Origin of the sequence: Bradyrhizobium sp. BRP23, assembly GCF_020194135.1 — a bacterium.
GTDB lineage: Bacteria > Pseudomonadota > Alphaproteobacteria > Rhizobiales > Xanthobacteraceae > Bradyrhizobium > Bradyrhizobium yuanmingense.
Genome location: NZ_JADYVW010000003.1, coordinates 319,674 through 340,914 on the forward strand (window position 1 = coordinate 319,674; position 21,241 = coordinate 340,914).

Here is a 21,241-nt window from a genome sequence, read left to right on the forward strand (position 1 = left end):
ATCCTCGCACCGGATCCGTTACGAATAGGAATTTCGTCGGAAAGGGACGATTCCGGCCCGATGCAAGGCTCGAATTCGCTTAGAGCCCCTTGACATCACAGCACTTTCGGCGGAACGGCTGATACCAAGTGTCATGGGCCGTTCATGGATTTAATTACCACCACCGCTGACCTCGCGGCTGCCTGCAGCCGGCTGGCCAAGCACCCCGTCATAACAGTCGATACCGAATTCCTGCGCGAGACCACTTACTACCCGCTGCTGTGCGTGGTGCAGATGGCCAGCGCCGAGGAAGCCGTGGTCATCGACACCCTGGCCGAGGGGATCGATCTCAAGCCGTTCTTCGAGCTGATGGGCAACGAGGGCGTGCTCAAGGTGTTTCACGCCGCCCGCCAGGACATTGAGATCATCTGGCACCAGGCGGGCATCATCCCGCACCCGGTGTTCGACACCCAGGTCGCTGCGATGGTGCTCGGTTACGGCGACAGCATCGCCTATGACGCCCTGGTCGAGAAGGTCACCGGCCACCGCCCGGACAAGACCCACCGCTTCACCGACTGGTCGCGCCGGCCGCTGACCAAGGAGCAGATGCATTACGCGGTCTCCGACGTCACCCATCTGCGCGACGTGTTCGCCGCGCTCGACGCCGACCTGAAGAAACGCCGCCGCAGCGAATGGGTCTCCATCGAGATGGAGGTCCTGACCTCCCCCCGCACCTATGATTTCCATCCCGAGCGCGCCTGGGAGCGCCTGAAGACGCGGGTCCGCAAGCCCAAAGACCTCGCGGTGCTGATGGAGGTCGCGGCCTGGCGCGAACAGGAGGCGCAGAGCCGCGACGTGCCGCGCGGCCGCGTGCTGCGCGACGAAGCCGTCACCGACATCGCGACCCACGCGCCGACCACGCTGGAGAAGCTCGCCCACCTTCGCTCGGTGCCGAAGGGGTTCGAGAAATCCAAATGGGGCGCGGACATCATCGCCGCGGTCGAGCGGGGGCTGGCGCGGGACTTCTCGAAGCTGCCCAAGCTGGAGAAACCGCGCAACAATTCCAACGGCGCCGCCATCGTCGAGCTGTTGAAGGTGCTGTTGCGGATGACCGCCGAGCGCCACGCAGTCGCAAGCAAGGTGATCGCGACCGTCGACGACTTAGAGGAGATCGCGGCGGACGATGAGGCCGACGTGCCCGCCTTGCGCGGTTGGCGCCGCGAGCTGTTCGGCGACGCCGCGCTGAAGCTCAAGCGCGGCGAGCTCGCGCTCGCGATCGAGAAAGGCCGCGTGATCGGGGTGCAGCGGGCGTAGGGGCACGCTGTCGCGCCGATTTCCCGTCATTGCGAGCCAACGGCTCCGCGCGAAGCGCGGGCCCGATGACAGGTTCAGGGAAGCAATCCAGAATTCCTCGTCGGAAACAGTCTGGATTGCTTCGTCGCAAGAGCTCCTCGCAATGACGACGGAGAGAGCGACGAAGCCTTACGCCGGCGTCAGCTTCGCCACTTCGCTCTTCATGTCGTTCAGCACGCCGGAGATCGCGTCCACCAGTTCGTCGATCTGGGCCTTGGTCGTGATCAGCGGCGGGCAGATCGCGATGGCATCGAGCATGTTGCGCGAGATCACGCCGCGCTCCTGGAGCATGCGGCTGGCGATGCCGCCGACGGCGCCCGGCGTAGTGGCGGCGGTCTTGCGCGCCTTGTCGAGCACGAGCTCGAGCGCGGCGATCATGCCGACGCCGCGGACCTCGCCGACCAGCGGGTGGCTGGCGAGTTCACGCAAGCGGCCCTGCATGTAGCCACCGAGCTCGGCCGCGTGTGCGACGAGGCCGCGCTCCTCGATGATCTTGAGGTTCTCCAGCGCAATCGCCGAGCCGACCGGATGGCCGCCCGCGGTGAAGCCGTGGCCGAGCACGCCGATCTTGTTGCTCTCGTCCGCGATCGGCTCGAACATGCGGTCGTTCAGGATGATCGCCGAGAGCGGGAAATAGCTCGATGTGATCTGCTTGGAGACGACGATCGCATCGGGCTTGATGCCGTAGGTCTCGCAGCCGAACATCTTGCCAGTGCGGCCGAAACCGCAGATCACCTCGTCGGCGACCAGGAGAATGTCGTACTTCTTCAGGACCTTCTGGATCTTGTCCCAATAGGTCGCCGGCGGCACCACGACACCGCCCGCCCCCATCACCGGCTCGCCGAAGAACGCCGCGATCGTATCCGGCCCTTCCTTCTGGATCAGGGCGTCGAGCTCCTCGGCCCGGCGCGTGGCGAAGGCTTCCTCGCTCTCGCCGGGGGCGCCGTCCTTGTAGAAGTGCGGCGAGCCCGTATGCAGGATGTTCGGCAGCGGCAGGTCGAACGAGCGATGGTTGTTCGGCAGGCCCGTGAGGCTGGCGGATGCGATGGTGACGCCGTGATAGGCACGCAGGCGGCTGATCACCTTCTTGCGCTGCGGTTGGCCCAGCGCGTTGGAGCGATAGGCGATCAGCTTCAACACGGTGTCGTTCGCTTCCGAGCCGGAATTGGTGAAGAACACCTTGCTCATGGGCACCGGCGCGAGCGCGACCAGCTTCTCGGCGAGGTCGATCGACGGACCGTGCGATTTGGCGGAGAACGTATGGTAGAACGGCAGCGCCTGCATCTGCTTGTGCGCCGCCTCGACCAGTCGCTTCTCGTTGAAGCCGAGCCCGACGCTCCACAGGCCCGCCATGGCTTCGAAATAGCGCTTGCCCGACGCGTCGAAGACGTAAGGCCCCTCGCCGCGCTCGATCACCAGCGGACCGGCCTGCTGATGCGTGCGCGCATTGGTGTAGGGATGGAGCTGATAGGCCACATCCCGGGCCTCTTGCGAATTGGGCAGCATGGACATTTGCGATGATCCCTAAAAGCGTCACGCCGCCGGCGGGCCGGCGTCATCACTCGATGGCGAGTACTTGTCTCAAGTACTTGGCTATTGCCACGACGCAAAACTTGCAATGCCAATTCGTCGGCGGCAAGCGCTCAGCAGCGATGCACAAAGCCGCACATGACAGGACCGCGGATCGCAGAATCGGGCTGGGCAGCTCTCACGCCGCGCCGTCGTCGTCCACTTCGTCGGTGGCGGAAACGGCTTCCCTCACCTCCATCAGCGCCATCGAGAGCAAGTAGACCGTGGTAGGCAGCCCAAGCCTGCGCGCCTTCTCGGCGGCATGCGACAGATCGCTCGCCAGCTCCTTGAGCTCGTCTCCCCGCGACAATTCTCAACCCCATCGACCGGCCGCGGCCGCCTACACCGCAACGGCGCCGCTGGTTCTGATCAGTTCGGCGCTGGACTGGATTGTAGCAAAATTCGCAATGACATCCACTACCGCATGCCGGTAGGCCGCGGCATCGTCCGTGCCCGGCTGCCGGCAAGCCACCGCGTCGGTGATCACATGGTAGCGATGACTGCGGTGAAACCCCTCGACGGCAGTGGCCAGGATGGTCTCGTCCAGGGAAAAGCCGATCAGGATGCAGCGTGTGGTGCGGATAGCGGACATGTGGCCGCCAAACCGCGACGAGCTGTAGGCGGACGGCAGCGGGTGCTCGAACGTCATCTCGCCCGGTTGTGGCCTGGTCTCCGCGATCCAATCGGTCAGCCTGGATGACGGATTGAACCAGGCCGCCTGCGCGATGCGCTTCAGATGCATCACCGGCCATAGATTGCTGCGCCACAGCGTCAGGAGTTCCAGGCAGCGCGCCGCCGTCGCATCGCCGTCGCGGATAACGTGACGGCGGCCGGGAGTCAGGTACTCGACCTGAAGATCCGCACAGACCAGGATCGGCGGATCATCGTGCATTGAAACCAGCATCGAGTTGCGCGCAGCTGCACCTGTTTCAGCGGTCGGCGAGCGCGAGGTCCCGCAGCGGCGAGGTCACCGCCCGCCCGGCCGAGGCATCGAGCACGCCAGGACGGTCCCAATCGCCCTCGGGACGAATAATCACATAGGGATCGCTATCCAGCGTGATGGCGTCCGGGCCCGGCTCGATCTCCAGCAGCATCTCCGTGTAGGAGAAATCCGAGAACGTGATCTTGCGGTTGTGACCGAGCGGCTTGGCGCCGAAATGGGCCCAGAAATCGACCAGCCGGTCCTGCGCCTGGCCGTAGATCTTGCGAAAGCCCTTGCGCTTCACATAATCGACACTGGCCTGCACCAGCTTGAACGAGACGCGCGAGCGCCGATATTGGTGACGCACCGCAAGCCGCTCCACCTTGGCGAAATCGCCGAAGAAGCGCACCCGCAGGCAGCCCGCAGGCTCGTTGCCGACGAAGCCGATGAAATGCGCCGCGACCATGTCGTTGCCGTCGAACTCCTCCTCGAACGGACAATCCTGCTCGGCGAGGTAGACCGCCGAGCGGATGGCGGTCACCAGCATGAGATCGCTTGGGTCGCGCGCGAGGCGGATGGTGATGGCGCGGGAACAGGGCTTGGCGACTGGAATCCTAGTACCGTGCATCTGCAAAGCTCCTTGATTGGATGATCGCTCCCGGCATGCGTATCGGCTGTCGATGCCAGGGCCGCTCGTAGCACCAAAGGTCGGGTTGGAAGCTCGGGACGGGCGCAAAGCCTGTCGCCTTCATGATGTCGCGTCCGGCCACCGTTGACGGCTGCGCATAGCAATCCGCATCGCGAAACCTTATCTGCCGCAGATGAGCCGCGGCCTTACCGAGACCGGCGATGCCGCGGCCCGTCGCCGCGATCGCCCAGATGTAGATGGCAGCGACGTCTTCGTCTGCCGATGCGAGATAACGCGTCTCGGGCGCGGTGAGGCAAATCTCGTCGAGCAGCAGCGCGTCATGTCCGCGGTCATTGAGAAACAGGAAGGCCATGCCGCCGACGAGCTTGCCTTTGCGGCTGAATGTCAGGATGCTCTGGGGATCGAAGACGTAATATTTGGCAAGCTCCGCCGTCCCGATCTGCACGCCCGGCACCAGCCGGTGCGCCATCTCCGAAAGCGCTCCAATTTCGGAAAATTGCGCACAGCGGACGTCGACGTCCGGGCTCAACGGCAAGGCATCGAAATCATGCCTTGCGGCAAACGTGCCCCTTTCCATACTCATGTCGCGCCTCTATCGTTCGAGGCTTTCATGCCCCGCTACGACGAGCTTAGCGGTTGGGGATCAGGAGTATGCAGCAGTTATTGCACCGGGGTGCTGCGATGATGCAGCACCGTGAAGAAGCCCTGGGCGCGTCCTGGGATGATTTGAAGCTGTTTTTAGCGTGCGCAAAATTTAAAAGTTTTCGGAATGCCGCCGAAGAGCTCGGCCTCACCTCCACCACGCTGATGCGCCGCATCGACCGGCTCGAGGAGAGCATTGGGTGCAAGCTGTTCCTGCGCGACCAGAGCGGGCTGACGCTCAGCGATGAAGGCGCCGCGATGATCGCCGACGTCACGCATATGGAGCGTCATGCCTTCAACGTCTTCCGCCGCGCGGCGCGGTCCTCGAACGACACCTCGGGCACCGTTCGCGTCGCGGTGACGGAAGGCCCCGGCAATTTCTGGATCCTGCCGCGGCTGATCGACTTCCAGAAGACGTACCGCAAGATCACGGTCGATCTGCGCTGCGCGATGGAGCAGGCCGACGTCGCGCGGCTCGAATCCGATATCGCGATCCAGCTCGAGCCGCCGACCAATCCCGATCTGATCGTCGCCAAGCTCGGCCGCCTCCACATCTATCCCTTCGTCTCCAAGGAGTATGAAAGCCTCTACGGCGTGCCGGCAACGCTCGCCGAACTGAACAATCACCGCATCATCAAGCAGAGCGCGCCGCAGGTCGACGACGGCGCCTATGCCCGCGTGCTCGGGCTGAAGTCGCTCGAAGGCATCGTCGGGATCAAGACCAATTCGTCGGTGGGCGTGCTCTACGCGGTGGAGCGCGGCGCCGGCATCGGCTTCCTGCCGACGGTATCGATCGCGCTCGGTGCGCCGCTCGTTGCGGTCGATCTCGGCGTCAGCCATCACGCCGATCTCTGGCTCACCTATCACAAGGAGTTCCGCAGCTCCGAGCGGCACAAGATCGTGGTCGACTGGCTGAAGAAGATCTTCGATGCCAGGACCTATCCGTGCTTCCGCGACGAGTTCATCCATCCGAACGCGCTGGTGCCGATGATGACGGCGGCGCGCGAGGGCTTTGGCCTGGCGGGATACGTGGCGACGGCGCCGACTTAACGCAGGCGAGCGTCAGCTCACCATTTGTATTCGAAGCCGAGCGTGCCCTGGTGCGAGGTGAGCTCGTTGCGAAATTTGCCGTCGTAATTGACGTAGAGCCTCGCCACGTTGGTCAGGCTGAGCGAAGCCGAGGCGCCGGCATCCGCGCCGTAACGGCTCTCGCCGATGCCGGGGACGATGACGTTCTGGGCGCCCAGACTGACCTGGATGGATCCGAGGTCCTGGTGGAAATTGTCGACGAACTTGCCGTAGGCCGAGAGGTCCAGGATCTTCTGGTCGATGATGAAATAGCGGCCGACCTCGGCCCCGAGCATGATGCGCGCGCGCGAGAGCGCCGACGAGCCGACGTTGAGCGGATCGAGCCCGCCGGTCTCCTGGAACGCGGCGCTGGTGGCACGCACATATTCCAGCGCGCCCTTGGGCACGATGCGCATCTCGTCCTTGGTCCAGTAATAGCTGATCTCGGTCAGCGCGCCGTCCACGGCGGCGCGATAGCGCGCGGTCGCAAGGCCAAGGCCGGTATCGCGGCTGGAATGGACCTTGCCGAAGCCGTGCACCACGGCAAAGGCCCAGGTCCACGGGCCCTTGTCGACGGAGCCGCTGAAGCCGAGCTGGGTGAGATCGAGGGTTGCGGATTGCAGCGCCAGCGGCACGTCGATGTCGGTGTGGCTGTGGTCGACGGAGAATCCGATGTTGACGCCGGGTGCGAGCCGCGCGCCAAAGCCGGCAACGCCGCCGAAGGTCTTGCGCTTGTCGCCGACGAAGTCGCCTTGCGCTTCGGTGCGAACCGACAGGCCATAGCCCTCGAACCAGGTGCGGTAGCGCGGATCTTCCGCAGCCACCGAGGCGCCGCCGCCGCCCGGATTGGTGCGGAACGCCCGGCTGACGCCGCCCGAAGCCTGGTTGCCGAGCCGCTCCAGAAAGCCTGAGCCGAAATTGAGCATGCTGTTGCCGGCTGACTGATTTTGATTGGTCGAGGTCGGCGACGGAATCGGGGTCGGTGACGGCGTGGGTGTCGGCGTGGGCGTCGGGGTCGGTGTGGGCGTGCTTTGCGCGAAGCCGGGGCTCACGGCCGCCATCGTCACGACCAGCGCAAACGCCATCGCGAGCGCAGCCACGATCCGCCGGACGCGGTCCAGCCCGATCGTCTGCCGTCTCCCGAAGAGCTGCGCGGCGCAGCGCATGCGATGAATCCCGAAAGCGAAGTGGCGGGCGCGCAAAAATGCAACACGGTCTGCGGCGCTTGCGGCGATTTGGGCCGAACTGCCACGAGGGGTCAACCGGTTGGCGCATAACGGCCGAGGCTATTGCACCGATTGTGGTTCTGCTGCCACAGGTCGCAAATTGCGCTTGAAGGCACCTGGCTTGCTCTTGAAATCCGCGCGCGGCTTGCTAGCCGGCGAATTTCATGTTGCAATAACGTTCACAATCGGAATTGGCCGTTTGCTGTGCGTTTCGCGACATTGCGCCTCAAGACTCGAACAGACTTCGGGGAGCCCGTTTGTGGCGTGGCACGCGAAAAAGCGGCCGCGTCGTTTTTATATCTAGTGGAGGAGACGAGCGATGCCGCAAAAGGGCACCGTCAAATGGTTCAACCCGACAAAGGGCTATGGGTTCATCAAGCCGAATGGCAGCGACAAGGACGTGTTCGTCCACATCTCCGCCGTCGAGCGTGCCGGACTTTCCACCCTCAACGAGAACCAGGTGGTTGAATTCGACCTCGTGGAGAACCGCGGCAAATCATCCGCGGAGAACCTCAAGGTTTCCTGATGTCTCTCGCGTCATGCGAGCGATCATGACGTTGCCCCCGGCTCTGCCGGGGGATTTTGTTTCGAACTGCAGCAAAACAGCGCTTAGCTGGAGCAACGAATATCACCAATCGACCAGAGACGACGGCCGACGAACTCCAACGCCCAGCTTCGTCGTGCGACGAGAAGGCACTCACGCCGTTCGATGTTTTCGGCTCGGACCCTCCCGACGAGGCATTCGCGGGTGTGTTCGATCACCCCCGGCAAGTCGGCAGACTGGTCGATCGACTGCTCTACGGCTCCTGAGTCCCGAGCTGTCTAACTCACCACCGGCGATACCAAAAAATTCTCCGACGCTGCGCTTCCCGCCGTCTTGCAGACATCGCCCTCGATGCGGACCTTGCCGGCCGCGAGCAGCCGCAGCGCCTCGGGATAGATGCGGTGCTCGACTTCGAGGATGCGCTCGGACAGCGTCTCCGCGGTATCGTGGTCGCTGACGGGAACCGCGCCCTGCATCACGATCGGGCCGGCATCGGTCTCGGGAATGACGAAGTGGACCGTCGCGCCGGAGAGCTTGACGCCGGCGCGCAGGGCCTGGCCGTGCGGGTCGAGGCCGGGGAACGATGGCAGCAGCGAGGGATGGATGTTGAGCATCCGCCCGTACCAGGCCTTGGTGAACTCGGCCGTGAACAGGCGCATGAAGCCGCCGAGACAAATCAGCTCGATGCCGTGCTTGTCGAGCGCGGCCTGCAGCACCGTCTCGAAGCCGGCGCGGTCCCTGCCGAACGGCTTGCTTTCGATCACCTCGGTGGTCACGCCGCTCGCCCGGGCGCGTTCGAGGCCGGGCGCATCCGCCTTGTTAGAGATGACGAGCGAGATCTCCGCCGGGAAATCCGCGGCGGCGGCTGCCCTGATCAGCGCAGCCATGTTGGAGCCGCGCCCGGAAATCAGGATGGCGACGCGGCGCTTCATCACGGCGCCAGTCATTATAGCGCCATGTCGAGGTGGCCGTTATAGACGACGCGGTGCTCGCCCTCGGCCGGAATCACGGTGCCGAGCTGCGCCACGGTCTCGCCTGCGTCGGTGAAGACTTCGACGACCTTGTCGACCTTGTCGGGCTCGACGATCGCGATCATGCCGATGCCGCAATTGAAGGTGCGCAGCATTTCCAGCTCGGCGATGCCGGCTTGGGCCGCCAGCCATTTGAACACCGGCAGCACCGGCAGGCGTGCCAGGTCGATGCCGACACCGAGATGCTTCGGCAGCACGCGCGGGATGTTGTCGGTGAAGCCGCCGCCGGTGATGTGGGCGAGCCCCTTCACCGCCCCGGTCTCGCGGATCGCGCGCAGGCAGGATTTCACGTACAGCCTGGTCGGCGTCAGCAGCGCGCCGCCGAGCGTCATCACCGGCGCGAACGGCGCCTGCGCCTCGAAGCCGAGGCCCGACTGCTCGACGATCTTGCGGACCAGCGAGAAGCCGTTGGAATGCACGCCGGACGAAGCGAGACCGATCACGGCATCGCCCGCGGCGATGTCCTTGCGCGGCAACAACGTACCGCGCTCGGCGGCGCCGACGGCAAAGCCGCCGAGATCGTAGTCGCCGTCCTTGTAGAGGCCGGGCATTTCGGCAGTCTCCCCGCCGATCAAAGCGCAGCCGGATTCGCGGCATCCCTCCGCAACGCCCGCGACGATGGCGGCCGTGGCCTCCGGATCGAGCTTGCCGCAGGCGAAATAGTCCAGGAAAAACAGTGGCTCGGCGCCCTGGACCACGATGTCGTTGACGCTCATGGCGACGAGGTCGATGCCGATGCCGCCATGCAGGCCGGTCTCGATCGCGATCTTGACTTTGGTACCGACACCGTCGGTCGCGGCCACGAGGACCGGATCCTTGAAGCCGGCCGCCTTGAGGTCGAACAGGCCGCCGAAGCCGCCGATCTCGGCATCGGCGCCCGGCCGCGCGGTGGCGCGCACCATCGGCTTGATCAGGTCGACCAGGCGGTTGCCCGCGTCGATATCGACGCCTGAATCGGCGTAAGTGAGGCCGTTTTTGCGGTCGGTCATGCCCGATTTCCAGTGGGTTTGCGGCTGGTTACGTTGAATTCCGGGGACGCGCAATGGCTCGCATGGCGCTCCCCGCTATACTATGTAGACATATCAACCGGTTCAGCCTGCAACGGGCCGGATTTGAGGTCAGAACCGGTGCCGGGAAGCGCTTTCGTGAGTATTCCGAATATCATTACCTTGGGCCGCATCATGCTGGTCCCGATCATCGTCTGGGCCATCGTGTCGAGCCAAATGGAGGTGGCGTTCGCCGTCTTCCTGATCGCCGGCATCAGCGATGCCGTGGACGGCTTTTTGGCCAAGCGCTTCAACATGACGAGCGAGCTCGGCGCCCTGCTCGATCCGCTCGCCGACAAGGCGCTGCTGGTCTCGATCTACATGGCGCTCGGCATCTGGGGCGCGATCCCGCGCTGGATCGTGATCCTGGTGGTCTCGCGCGACATCATGATTGTCGCCGCCGTGATCGTGTCCTGGTTGTTCGACCGGCCGGTCGAGATGAAGCCGTCGAAAGTCTCCAAGCTCAACACGGTGGCACAAGTGGCATTCGCAGCTTTGGTGCTGGCGGCGCTTGCCTTCGGCTTCAAGCCCGCGCCTTATGATGTCATCCTGATGGGTCTCGTCACGGTCTTCACGCTCTCCTCCGTGTCGCTCTATCTCGTCGAGTGGCTGCGGCACATGAGCACGATCGAGGCCAAATGAGCGGGGAAGCAGCCCAGCAAAAGGCCAAGTCCCGCACCATCAAGTCGAATCTCTACAAGCGGGCCGGCGCGCCGGCATGGAGCAGAGCAAGCGTGGCAGGCCGCGTTCATCCCCGACAATTGGCGTTTGCGCTTCCGCATGCGGAGAGCCTCAGCCGGGACAACTTCCTCGAAGGCCCCGCCAATGCGGCCGGTCTAGGCCTCATCGACGGCTGGCCGGAATGGCCGAACCGGATCATGTGGCTGGCGGGCCCGGAAGGAAGCGGCAAGAGCCATCTGGCCGCGATCTGGGCCGAGGAAGCCGGCGCCCGCTCGACCACCGCCAATGCGCTGACCGCGACGGACGTGCCCGGCGCGCTCGCCACCGGCGCGCTGGTGGTCGAGGATCTCAAGGCTGGGGACTTCGACGAGCGTGCCCTGTTTCACCTGATGAACCTCGCCCGCGAGGACGGCGCCTACGTCCTGTTCACCGGCCGCGAGGCGCCGGCCGCGCTTCCGATCGAGCTTCGCGACCTGCGCTCGCGCCTGCGGGCCGTTCCGGCGGTCACGCTGCTGCCTCCCGACGACCAGCTGTTCCGCGGCCTCATCGTCAAGTTCTGCGCCGACCGCCAGCTCAATGTGGACGAGAGCGTGGTCGGCTACCTCGCGACGCGCCTGGAGCGGTCCTCGGCTGCCGCCCGGCGGGCCGTCGAGCTGCTCGACAGCGAAGCCCTACGGCTCGGCCGTCCCGTCACCCGGGCGCTGGCCGCTGAGCTGCTCCGGGACGCCTGACAAGCTCGCGGGCCCGCTTGACGCGGCGCGGGGGCGGAACATCAATGTCATCGAAACGTCATCGCTCTAACACATGCTCCCGCCGATTTTTGCGCTTGAGTCGCAATTGGGGTGAACTGGATGGACCGACTTCTGATGGACTCTGCGCAAGCTGTTGAAACGAAAGAGAAAGCCCCGGAAACCGAGAGCCTTCCGGCGATCGCGTCCAGTCCCGAGCGGTTCATCAACCGCGAGCTGTCCTGGCTGCATTTCAACCGCCGCGTCCTGGAGGAATCGGTCAACCCGAGCCACCCCGTGCTGGAGCGGGTGCGATTCCTGTCGATTTCGGCCAATAACCTCGACGAGTTCTTCATGGTTCGGGTCGCCGGCATCAAGGCCCAGGTCCGCGAGGGCATCGCCGAGCGCAGCCCCGACGGCCTGACGCCGTCCGAGCAGCTGGCGCTGATCAACCGCACCGTCTCCCAGCTCGCCTCCGACCAGCAGGCGATCTGGCGCGACCTGCGCGCCACGTTGGCCGAGGTCGGCATCGTGCTGGTCGACGGCAAGGACGTCACAAAGGCGGAACGAACCTGGATCGAGGACTACTTCCTCCACAACGTGTTCCCTCTCCTGACCCCGCTGGCGATCGATCCGGCCCACCCTTTCCCGTTCATTCCGAGCCTCGGCTTCACCATCGCACTGCAGCTCACGCGCGCTGCCGACGGCAAGCAGATGAACGCGCTGATCCGCATGCCCGGCAAGATCGACCGCTTCATCCGCCTGCCGGCGGATGGCACGGTGCGCCTGATCTCGCTGGAGCAGGCCACCGCCCTGTTCATCAACCGCCTGTTCCCCGGCTACAATCTGCACGGCCAAGGCGCCTTCCGGATCATCCGCGACTCCGAGCTCGAAATCGAGGAGGAGGCCGAAGATCTCGTCCGCCTGTTCGAGACCGCACTGAAGCGCCGCCGCCGCGGATCGGTGATCCGGCTCGAGATCGACGCCAAGATGCCGGAGCAGCTGCGCAGCTTCGTGCAGCACGCGCTCTCCGCCGCCGACGACGAGATCTTCCTGGTCGACGGCGTGCAGGCGATGAACGAGCTCTCGCAGCTCACCCGCCTCGACCGGCCCGACCTCGAATTCACCCCTTACGTGCCGCGCCACCCCGAACGCGTGCGCGAGCATGGCGGCGACATCTTCGCCGCGATCCGGCAGAAGGACCTGATCGTCCACCATCCCTACGAGTCGTTCGACGTGGTGGTGCAATTCCTGCAGCAGGCCACGCGCGACCCCGACGTCGTTGCGATCAAGCAGACGCTCTACCGCACCTCCAACAATTCACCGATCGTGCGCGCGCTGGCCGAAGCGGCCGAAGCCGGCAAATCAGTCACCGCGCTGATCGAGCTGAAAGCGCGGTTCGACGAAGAAGCCAACATCCGCTGGGCACGCGATCTCGAACGCGCCGGCGTGCAGGTCGTCTACGGCTTCCTCGAATTGAAGACGCACGCGAAGCTCTCGATGGTGGTGCGCCGCGAGGGCGGCAGCCTGACGACCTACGTCCATACCGGCACCGGCAATTATCACCCGGTCACCGCGCGCATCTACACCGATCTCTCCTACTTCACCTCGGACCCGACGATCGGCCGCGATGCCGCGCGCGTGTTCAATTTCATCACCGGCTATGCCGCGCCGAGCGATCTGGAAAAAATGGCGGTGTCGCCGCTGACCTTGCGCAAGCGCATCATCGAGCACATCCAGGGCGAGACCGCACATGCGCGGCATGGCCGTCCCGGCGCGGTCTGGATGAAGATGAACGCGCTGGTCGACCCTGATATCATCGACGCGCTCTACGAGGCCTCGCAGGCCGGTGTCCAGGTCGAGCTCGTGGTGCGCGGCATCTGCTGCCTCAGGCCCGGCATTCCCGGTCTGTCGGAGAACATCCGCGTCAAGTCGATCATCGGCCGCTTCCTGGAACATGGCCGAATCTACTGCTTCGGCATGGGCCAGGGACTGCCGAGCGCGAAAGCGGCTGTGTATATCTCGTCCGCCGACATGATGCCGCGCAACCTCGACCGCCGCGTCGAGGTGCTGTGTCCGCTGCAAAATCCGACGGTGCATCAGCAGGTTCTCGAACAGATCATGGTCGCGAACCTGAAGGACAATGAGCAGAGCTGGCAGTTGTTGCCGGATGGGTCTTCAACGCGTATGAAGACCGCGAAGGGCGAGGAGCCTTTCAACGTCCACAACTACTTCATGACGAATCCGAGTCTGTCTGGCCGTGGAAAGTCGCTCAAGGAATCCTCGCCGCGTCGTCTCACGCGCCGGAACGAACGTCATCAATCCTGATCGGGGATTTGCGACGTGAAGCGGCCGCGCAAGCGCGGCTCGAGCGTCGCGGTTATCGACATAGGCTCCAACTCGGTCCGCCTCGTCGTCTACGAGGCGCTGGCGCGCAGCCTGATCCCGATCTTCAACGAGAAGACGCTGTGCGGCCTCGGGCGCGAGGTGCAGAGCACGGGCCTGCTCGCGCCCGACGCCATCGACAAGGCGCTGACCTCGCTGAAACGGTTTCGCGCGCTGTGCCGGGTGATGAAGGTCGGACGCGTGTTCGCGATCGCGACCGCCGCATGCCGCGACGCCTCCAACGGCCCCGATTTCATCGCCAGGGCCGAGCGGATCTGCGCGGTGAAGATCGAGATCCTGTCGGGCTCGCGCGAAGCACGACTGTCCGCGCTCGGCGTGATCTCCGGCATCCACCATCCAGACGGCATCGTCGGCGACCTCGGCGGCGGCTCGCTCGAGCTGATCGACGTGCGCAGGAACGCCGTACGCAGCGGCGTGACGCTGCCGCTCGGCGGCCTCGCACTGCAGGACCTCGCCCACAAATCGCTCAAGCGCGCCGACCGCATCGTGCGCGAGGAGATCGACGGGGTCCAGTTACTCACTGCCGGCCGCGGTCGCACCTTCTATGCCGTCGGCGGCACCTGGCGCGCGCTCGCGCGCATCCACATCATCCAGAGCGGCTATCCGCTCCAGGTGATGCACGGCTATTCCATTCCGGCTGCCGAGGCGCTCGACTTCTCGCGCCGCCTGCGGCGCCTCGCCGCCGCCGACATGCTTGCCGACATCGAGATCGTCGCCGATGCGCGGCGCCCTCTCCTCACCTACGCGGCGCTGGTGCTCGAGCACATCATCCGCGTCGCGAAGCCAAAGAACATCGTGTTCTCCACCTTCGGCGTGCGCGAGGGCCTGCTGCACGAGAAGCTGCCCGAGACCGAACGCAACAAGGACGGGCTGATCTGCGCGGCGGAGGAGCTGAACCAGCTGCTGTCGCGTTCGGCCAGGCACGCGCGCGAGCTGATTGCCTGGACCGACCGCTTGGTGCGCGTCGTCAAGCTGCGCGAGACGGAAGTGGACCGCCGCCTCCGCCACACCGCGTGCCTGCTCTCCGACATCGGCTGGCGCGTGCATCCCGATCATCGCGGCGAGCAGACGCTCAGCCTCGTCGTCAACGGCAATTTCGGCGCGATCACCCACACCGAACGCGCCTTCGTCGGCCTGTCGGTGTTCTATCGCTATGCCGGCCTCAGCGAGGAAAACCAGCCGCCGGTCACCATGCAGGAGCTGCTGACGCCGGCCCAGCTCGAACGCGCGCGCCTCCTGGGCGCCGCGTTCCGCGTCGCGCATCTGATCTCGGCCGCACGTCCCGGCGTCCTGCCAGCCACGCATTTCCGCAGCCAGGGCCGCAAATTGATGCTGGTGTTCGAGCACCGGCTCGGCGACCTCGTCGCCGACCGCGTCGGCAGCCGCTTCCGTCAGCTCGCCCGCCTGGTTGGCCGCGCCGGTTCAATCGTCAGGCGCTGACCTCTCAGCCGGGCCTCATCTTCCCGGGCCGTCTCTTGAGCCACATCATCGCGCCGCTGACGAAGAGGACTAGCGGTGCGAAGCCGGCCGCGAACACCAGCAGGCGTCCTGCGAATCCGAACGTCGCGCCATTGTGGAGCCAGAGCTGCTCGGCCAGATAGCGGTCCCCCATCGACATGGTGCCCGGCGTGCGGTCGTGCACCACAGCGCCGCTCCACGGATCGAGCCAGATCGCTCCACGCGACCGCACCGCGGGATCAGCTCCATCAGGACGAAATTGCACCCGCCAGGTGTTGCGCGTTGCGGTCGGCGGATTGAGCATGGCGACCGTCGCACCGGGCTTGACCTCTTGCGCGCGTCGCATGATCGCGTCAGGTGAGAGCACCGGCGTCCCTGCCGGAGGCGGCATTTCGACTCGCGGCGAGCGATCAGGCGTCGGCTGCGACACGAGGCCGACGATGGGCCGCACCAGGTCGGGAAAAACGATGCCGACGCCGGTGATCGAGATCAACAAGAGCACGGCCAGCGCCCAAAAGCCTGCCGCACCGTGAAGGTCCAGAACAAATCGAAGCAGCGAGACGTTCTTGCGCACCGAGATCGATCGCCAAAATCGCCCCGGCTTCGGCCACCAAAGGAAGAGACCCGAGACCGCCAAGCCGAGCAGCACGAACCCGGCCACGCCGACCAGTTCCTTGCCCCAGAACTCGTAGAGCAGCAGCGTGAAATGGAGACGGTAAACCTTGAGCGCGAACGCGTTGGCGTAGTCACGCCGCCCGAGCACCTTGCCGTTGGAAGGATCGACCATGGTCGTCCACCGGTTCGGGTAGCTGCCTGGCGTGGTCTCGTGCGAATGGATCACGATCCAGACCGGCCAGGTCCGGTCTGGCGCCAGGATCGTCGCGATCGGCGCGGGATCCGCTGCCGCGGCGGCGTGCATCACCTCCGCTAACGTGACGCTCTGCTCCGGACCGGCGGGCGCATAGAGCGCCGGATTCAGGGCGACATCGATCTCCCGGTAGAAGACGATGAAGCTTCCAGTCAGGCCGATCAGCACCACGACGATGCCGCCGATCAATCCGAACCAACGGTGCACCCACAGCAGCGCGCGCTGCACGCGTCCGGGCATCATCCTGGATCGGGCGGGCGCCGAGCCGCCTCGACGTGGCGCCCTGATTGTGTGGTCCATTCAGAGCACCCGTCGTCTGCGCCTGATCCAGCTCCGCAGCCGGCCCGAGGAGGCCAAAGCTCAGAAGTCGGTCGACATCGACAAGAGCAGGGTTCGGGGCGAGCCTTGCGCTAGCGCAGAGAAGCTCGCGACGCCAGCCCAGTAGTTGGTGTCGAACACATTCTGGACCAGGGCGCGAACCGTCACTGGCCGGTTGTTGATGCGCGTGGTGTAGCGCGCGCCCAGATCGAGCCTCGTCCAGGCCGGAACAACCTGCGTGTTTGCCCCATTCAGATATTGGTGCCCGGTATAGATGGTGTTGGCGACCAATGTCAGCCCCGGTGCGAACGGGGTGTCCCATTCGGCGGACAGATTGGCCTGCACCTCGGGCACTCCGATCGGCGTCTTGCCGAGATTGGCCAGCGTGCTCGTCTTCGTCAGCTCCGCGTCGATCAACGTCACGCCGCCAAGAACGCGAATGCCCGGTTGCACTTCTCCGAACACCGTGAATTCCACGCCGCGATTGCGCTGCTCCTGATCAGCCCGGAAGACGTTGCCGGCACCCGTCTGCCCCGACGGCTTGGTGATCTCGAACAGGCTGATCGTGGTCGCGAGCGTGCCGAAATCGACCTTGATGCCTGCTTCCTTCTGCTTGCTCAGATACGGCGCAAGGACCTCGCCCTGATTTGCGGCCGTCGTCGGCGCGGTGTCGCCCTTGCTGAGCCCTTCGATATAGTTGGCGTAGAGCGAAACGTTGCTCCAGGGCTTGACGACCACGCCGACCATCGGTGTGAACGCCGTCTGGTCATAGGCCGAGCTCACGGCGCCCGTGGTGGTGTTGTAGTTGTTCGACCTAACGCCCTGCTGCCTGACGCCGACCGTCAGCTGAAGCCGCTCCTGGAGAACCGACATGGTGTCAGCCAGCGCAATGCCGGTCAGCTCGGTGTCCGACAGCCGCGGCACGGTCGCGGGAGCCGCAACGAACTGCTGGGGACGGGCGATCGGCGCATAGATGTTGGACAGCACCGGCGTGCCGTTCACCAAGCCGCGCGCAACCTCGTCCATGTAGTAGCTGCCCTGCAAGCTCACGGCATGGCTGATCGCGCCGGTCTCGATCCGGGCCCGCACGCCGGCGTCGGCCACGTTCCTCTCGATGTCGAATTTCGCCCGTCCCGGCGTCGATGTGGTGTTGCCAGCCGCGTTCAGGATCGTCGGCGTCCCGAACAGACGGTCGACCTGGGTCCTGCCGCCGCCGACATTGGCGAACACCGTCACTGCGTCAGTCACGTCGTATTCGGCGCGCGCCAGAAGCGAGTTGTCGTGAACCTTGGCAAATTCCCAGGATTGCGTGACGTTGCGCCGCCCGACCGGCGCGGTCGGAACGGCGACGCCGGTTGCGACCAGGAACGGTCTCGTCGGCGCGTCGAACTTTTCCTCCTGATCGATGAAATCGAGCGAGGCCCTGAACTTCTCGCCGCGATAATCGAACGCTGCGGAGCCGACATGCGCCTCGCGGGACTGATTGTCCAACGGCGTATCGCCGTTGTGATAGCTGCCATTGACGCGAATGCCGAATTCGCGGTTCTCGCCGAACCGCCGGCTGACGTCGAGATGCGTGCCGAGCTGGGTGTTTGACGCGTAGTCAGTCGTGACCCGCGTGAGATCGACATCCCCGGCACGCTTCGGAACGATGTTGATGGTGCCGCCGACACTGCTGTTCGGCGCCATCCCGTAGAGCAGCGCGGTCGGGCCTTTGACGATCTCGATGCGCTCGACGTAATCGGTGAACACGCGGTAGTTCGGTGCAACGCCATAGACGCCGTGGAAGGCGATTTCCCCGACATTGCCTTCCCCGATCGGAAAGCCGCGGATGAAGAAGGAATCGAGAATGCCGCCGGTCTGGCCGGTGAAACGGACCGAGGGATCGTTGCTGACGACGTCGGCGACGGTGACGGCCTGTTGATCTTCGATCTTCTTCGCCGTGTAGCTTGTGATGTTGAAGGGCGTATCCATGAAATCCTTGTTGCCGAGCAAACCGACCTGGCCTCCACGTGCCACCTGCCCGCCTGCGTAAGTCCGCGGCAGTGCACCGGGCCTCGCAGCCGTCGGGGTCGCTTCCGCCTGCAATTTAGCCCGCTCGTTCGCGGGCGCGCCGCGGCCCGCCCTCCTGACTGGATTGGCTCGTGGACGCGCGCGCGGCTTCGGCGCGTCTGCGGTGACGGTCACCGCCGGCAACGTGCTTCCCCCCACGGCCTGGGGCGCAGCGCTCTGCGCGCTGCTGGCGTGCAGGACGCCGTCGCTGCACAAGGCAATGGAGACCACGGAAACCGTGAAGGCCCTCGGGCTGGCGCACGTCAGAAGCGTCTTGATGCGAGCGGCAAGAACGGCAACAGGACGACAAAACACTTTCGACGACATCGCACCTTCCGATTTCATGAACATGAACGTCGGGGCGAGGTGCCGTGGGAACCCTCGTCGAGTCAACGAAAGCACCCTTGAATCTTAGTAGTTTATAATAAGACAAGGTCTAAATCGCGTGAGGGTTGCGAACGACCACTCTCCACGCAACGCCCGCGCGCACGCGCGCGCGACGCGAGCTTTCGCGAAGCGTGATGCGCGCCGGTCATACGAATGCAATGATGGGAGGACTCGGCCGAACCCGTGGCCGGTGATCGCTCGCGTCCTGCCAACGCGGGAAGCGGCCTCAGTGATGTGGACGCCTCTCATCGCTGGAGGGGCGGCCGCACCGATCAGCGCTTCAACGTCACTCCGTGGAGGCCTTGGCGTGCCGTTCGGAGGATTCGAGGGCAGCCGCGGTGAGACTGCGCCGGCGCCAGATGGTGCCGACCACCAGCACGACGACGACTCCGATCACAGCACAGAAATACTCGCCGCCGGCCCCGCCATGGCCGAATTGCGGCGGGATGCGCAAGACCCCGAGCATGGCGTCGAGCGAGGCGCCGAACGGCCCCTCGAGCAGCGCATGCAGCCGCGGCGTGACCCCGGGATCGGTCGCCATCACCTCGCCCGCGATCCAGCCGAGCAGCGCCGCACCGGCCCAGACCAGCACCGGGAGCTTTGTGAGCAGTGCCATGATCAGCGCGGCGCCGGCGACGATCAACGGCACGCTGATGGTAAGGCCGAGGATCAGCAGCGGCATGCTGCCATTGGCTGCGGCAGCGACAGCAATGACGTTATCGAGACTCATGACGATGTCGGCCACCACGACGATCTGGATGGCGTGCCACAGATGCGCGGCAGCGTCGACGTCGTTCTCGTCCTCGTTCTCCGGCACCAGGAGCTTTGCCGCGATCACGATCAGCGCAAGGCCGCCGACCAGCTTGAGGTACGGCAGCTCCATCAGGGTGGCGACGATGCCGGTGAAGATGATCCGGAGCATCACCGCTGCGCCGGCGCCGAAGATCATGCCCCAGAGCCGATGCCGCGGCGACAGACCGCGGCACGCGAGCGCAATCACCAGCGCGTTGTCGCCGGAGAGCAGGATGTTGATCCAGATGATCTTGCCGACCGCGATCCAGAAAGTCGGTGCGGCCATCTCGTTGCGGAACTGGGTAAAGAAGGTCCCGATCGTAGCGGGATCGAAGATCTGCCAGAGCCAGTCCACAATGAGTCCCTTCGCCGGTCGCCTCTAGTCTGCCGACTGGATCAGCCGACGATCTCGTTACCCGAGAAGAACTGCGCGATCTCGATCGCGGCGGTCTCCGGCGCATCCGAACCGTGCACCGAGTTCTCGCCGATCGACTTGGCGTAGAGCTTGCGCACGGTGCCCTCGGCAGCCTTGGACGGATCGGTCGCGCCCATCACCTCGCGGTACTTGGCGATCGCGCCCTCACCTTCCAGGACCTGAACCACGACCGGGCCGGAGGTCATGAATTCGACGAGCTCGCCGAAGAAGGGGCGCGCCTTGTGGACGGCATAGAAGGTCTCTGCCTGCTCCTTGGTCATGCGGATGCGCTTCTGCGCGACAATGCGCAGGCCCGCCTTCTCGATCACGGCGTTGACTGCGCCGGTCAGATTACGCTCGGTCGCGTCGGGCTTGATGATCGAGAAAGTGCGTTCGATGGCCATGATCTTGTCCTTGGGGAGAAAGCGGGGGTTCGGGGTTGCGGGGCTTATATCGGCGCCTTCGCCGGACGGCAAGCGACCGCGGAACAGCCTCATAGGCGGTTTCCGCGAGGGGATGGCTCCGATCCGCTGGATGACGACAATTTCACCCAGATGAACCCAATCTGAAACCGCTGTCAGGATCCGGTTCAGCTTCCCCGGCGTAAGGTTGGGCCCATCGAAACCGAAGCCTGACCTCAGGCGGACCGTTTCGGCGGCCTTTCCATCGGCGCGATAGCCCCGCGCTGGCAGTCTTCAGGAGATAACCATGTTGAGGAAACTTTCGCTTGCCGCTGTCGCCGCAGTCGCGCTGGGAGCTGCGCTGGCGCCGACCTCGGCCTCCGCTCATTGGCAAGGCGGCGGGCATGGCGGTGGCCGGCACCACGGGCACGCGCACCATCACCACGGCCATCACCACGGCCATGGCTGGGGCGGACCGCGCTTCTACGCCGGCGGTCCCGTCTCCTACGGTTATGGCGGCTGCTATGTGCGCCGGCTGGTCCCGACCCCCTGGGGACCCCGCTGGCGGCTGATCAACCGCTGCTACTGAATCCGTCAGCACCTTCCGAAGGCTACCTAAGCCCCCCAAGGTACCTTCCAAGAGAAGCCCCGGCGCTCCCCCCGCCGGGGCTTTGCCTTGAGTGTACAAGGCGCCGCTCATACAATT

20 protein-coding genes are annotated in these 21,241 nt (G+C 64.9%); 8 read left to right on the forward strand and 12 right to left on the reverse strand.

Features of this window, described 5'->3' with window-relative positions; genetic code table 11:
- The first annotated feature begins 144 nt into the window (after positions 1–144).
- Positions 145–1,293 (forward strand): ribonuclease D, encoded by a 1,149-nt coding sequence (rnd, locus tag I6F24_RS09600; protein ID WP_036000537.1) that lies wholly within the window; start codon positions 145–147, stop codon positions 1,291–1,293.
- Positions 1,294–1,461: 168 nt separating this feature from the next.
- Here the strand turns inward: rnd and I6F24_RS09605 are convergent, their stop codons facing one another.
- The 5 genes from I6F24_RS09605 to I6F24_RS09625 all read right to left on the reverse strand — a co-directional run bounded on the left by I6F24_RS09605 (position 1,462) and on the right by I6F24_RS09625 (position 5,055).
- Positions 1,462–2,844 carry an aspartate aminotransferase family protein gene (locus I6F24_RS09605; protein WP_036022740.1) on the reverse strand — a complete coding sequence of 461 codons (1,383 nt, stop codon included), beginning with the start codon at positions 2,842–2,844 and terminating at the stop codon, positions 1,462–1,464.
- Positions 2,845–3,040: 196 nt separating this feature from the next.
- Positions 3,041–3,211, reverse strand: coding sequence for a hypothetical protein (locus I6F24_RS09610; RefSeq protein ID WP_167361657.1), 171 nt, complete (start codon positions 3,209–3,211; stop codon positions 3,041–3,043).
- A gap of 30 nt (positions 3,212–3,241) precedes the next feature.
- Positions 3,242–3,805, reverse strand: a complete 564-nt coding sequence (locus tag I6F24_RS09615; protein WP_109143983.1) for an isochorismatase family protein — start codon at positions 3,803–3,805, stop codon at positions 3,242–3,244.
- 25 nt (positions 3,806–3,830) lie between these two features.
- A complete protein-coding gene (locus I6F24_RS09620) occupies positions 3,831–4,451 on the reverse strand; it encodes a GNAT family N-acetyltransferase (protein ID WP_036000546.1) in 621 nt (206 codons plus the stop codon).
- On the reverse strand, positions 4,438–5,055 hold the full coding sequence (locus tag I6F24_RS09625; RefSeq protein WP_036022739.1) for a hypothetical protein: 618 nt from the start codon (positions 5,053–5,055) through the stop codon (positions 4,438–4,440). The genes I6F24_RS09620 and I6F24_RS09625 overlap by 14 nt, the downstream gene beginning before the upstream one ends.
- 68 nt (positions 5,056–5,123) lie before the next feature.
- Between I6F24_RS09625 and I6F24_RS09630 the strand changes: the two genes are divergently transcribed.
- Positions 5,124–6,164, forward strand: coding sequence for a LysR family transcriptional regulator (locus tag I6F24_RS09630; RefSeq protein WP_036000552.1), 1,041 nt, complete (start codon positions 5,124–5,126; stop codon positions 6,162–6,164).
- Positions 6,165–6,181: 17 nt separating this feature from the next.
- Here I6F24_RS09630 and I6F24_RS09635 read toward each other — a convergent pair whose 3' ends face one another.
- Positions 6,182–7,348, reverse strand: a complete 1,167-nt coding sequence (locus I6F24_RS09635) for an autotransporter outer membrane beta-barrel domain-containing protein (RefSeq protein WP_225149511.1) — start codon at positions 7,346–7,348, stop codon at positions 6,182–6,184.
- A 379-nt stretch (positions 7,349–7,727) separates the two neighbouring features.
- Here I6F24_RS09635 and I6F24_RS09640 point away from each other — a divergent pair, with 379 nt between their 5' ends.
- On the forward strand, positions 7,728–7,934 hold the full coding sequence (locus I6F24_RS09640; protein WP_027576280.1) for a cold-shock protein: 207 nt from the start codon (positions 7,728–7,730) through the stop codon (positions 7,932–7,934).
- Positions 7,935–8,230: 296 nt separating this feature from the next.
- Here the strand turns inward: I6F24_RS09640 and purN are convergent, their stop codons facing one another.
- Entirely contained in the window at positions 8,231–8,884 is a 654-nt protein-coding gene (gene purN, locus I6F24_RS09645) for a phosphoribosylglycinamide formyltransferase (RefSeq protein WP_225114159.1), read from the reverse strand.
- Positions 8,885–8,898: 14 nt separating this feature from the next.
- Positions 8,899–9,972, reverse strand: a complete 1,074-nt coding sequence (purM, locus tag I6F24_RS09650) for a phosphoribosylformylglycinamidine cyclo-ligase (RefSeq protein ID WP_225149510.1) — start codon at positions 9,970–9,972, stop codon at positions 8,899–8,901.
- A 156-nt stretch (positions 9,973–10,128) separates the two neighbouring features.
- Here purM and I6F24_RS09655 point away from each other — a divergent pair, with 156 nt between their 5' ends.
- From I6F24_RS09655 to ppx, 4 genes are all read left to right on the forward strand, one after another.
- Entirely contained in the window at positions 10,129–10,671 is a 543-nt protein-coding gene (locus I6F24_RS09655; RefSeq protein WP_057028980.1) for a CDP-alcohol phosphatidyltransferase family protein, read from the forward strand.
- Between the two features lie 92 nt (positions 10,672–10,763).
- Positions 10,764–11,441 (forward strand): DnaA/Hda family protein, encoded by a 678-nt coding sequence (locus I6F24_RS09660; RefSeq protein ID WP_036000575.1) that lies wholly within the window; start codon positions 10,764–10,766, stop codon positions 11,439–11,441.
- Between the two features lie 135 nt (positions 11,442–11,576).
- Entirely contained in the window at positions 11,577–13,766 is a 2,190-nt protein-coding gene (locus I6F24_RS09665) for an RNA degradosome polyphosphate kinase (protein WP_036000566.1), read from the forward strand.
- Positions 13,767–13,781: 15 nt separating this feature from the next.
- Complete coding sequence (gene ppx / locus I6F24_RS09670; protein ID WP_225114154.1) at positions 13,782–15,284, forward strand: exopolyphosphatase; 1,503 nt, start codon at positions 13,782–13,784, stop codon at positions 15,282–15,284.
- 4 nt (positions 15,285–15,288) lie between these two features.
- Here ppx and I6F24_RS09675 read toward each other — a convergent pair whose 3' ends face one another.
- The 4 genes from I6F24_RS09675 to ndk form a co-directional block, all read right to left on the reverse strand.
- Positions 15,289–16,413: a PepSY-associated TM helix domain-containing protein gene (locus I6F24_RS09675; protein WP_036022731.1), complete on the reverse strand. Its 1,125-nt coding sequence runs from the start codon at positions 16,411–16,413 to the stop codon at positions 15,289–15,291.
- 117 nt (positions 16,414–16,530) lie between these two features.
- Entirely contained in the window at positions 16,531–18,462 is a 1,932-nt protein-coding gene (locus I6F24_RS09680) for a TonB-dependent siderophore receptor (RefSeq protein WP_225149740.1), read from the reverse strand.
- A 751-nt stretch (positions 18,463–19,213) separates the two neighbouring features.
- Positions 19,214–20,074, reverse strand: a complete 861-nt coding sequence (locus I6F24_RS09685; RefSeq protein ID WP_036022729.1) for a TerC family protein — start codon at positions 20,072–20,074, stop codon at positions 19,214–19,216.
- 41 nt (positions 20,075–20,115) lie between these two features.
- Positions 20,116–20,538 carry a nucleoside-diphosphate kinase gene (ndk, locus tag I6F24_RS09690; protein ID WP_036000620.1) on the reverse strand — a complete coding sequence of 141 codons (423 nt, stop codon included), beginning with the start codon at positions 20,536–20,538 and terminating at the stop codon, positions 20,116–20,118.
- A 304-nt stretch (positions 20,539–20,842) separates the two neighbouring features.
- On the opposite strand from ndk, the gene I6F24_RS09695 reads away from it, so the two are divergent.
- The gene (locus I6F24_RS09695) at positions 20,843–21,124 is read left to right on the forward strand and encodes a sulfur globule protein precursor (protein ID WP_074447892.1); all 282 of its coding nucleotides are present in this window, start codon (positions 20,843–20,845) and stop codon (positions 21,122–21,124) included.
- Positions 21,125–21,241 lie beyond the last annotated feature (117 nt).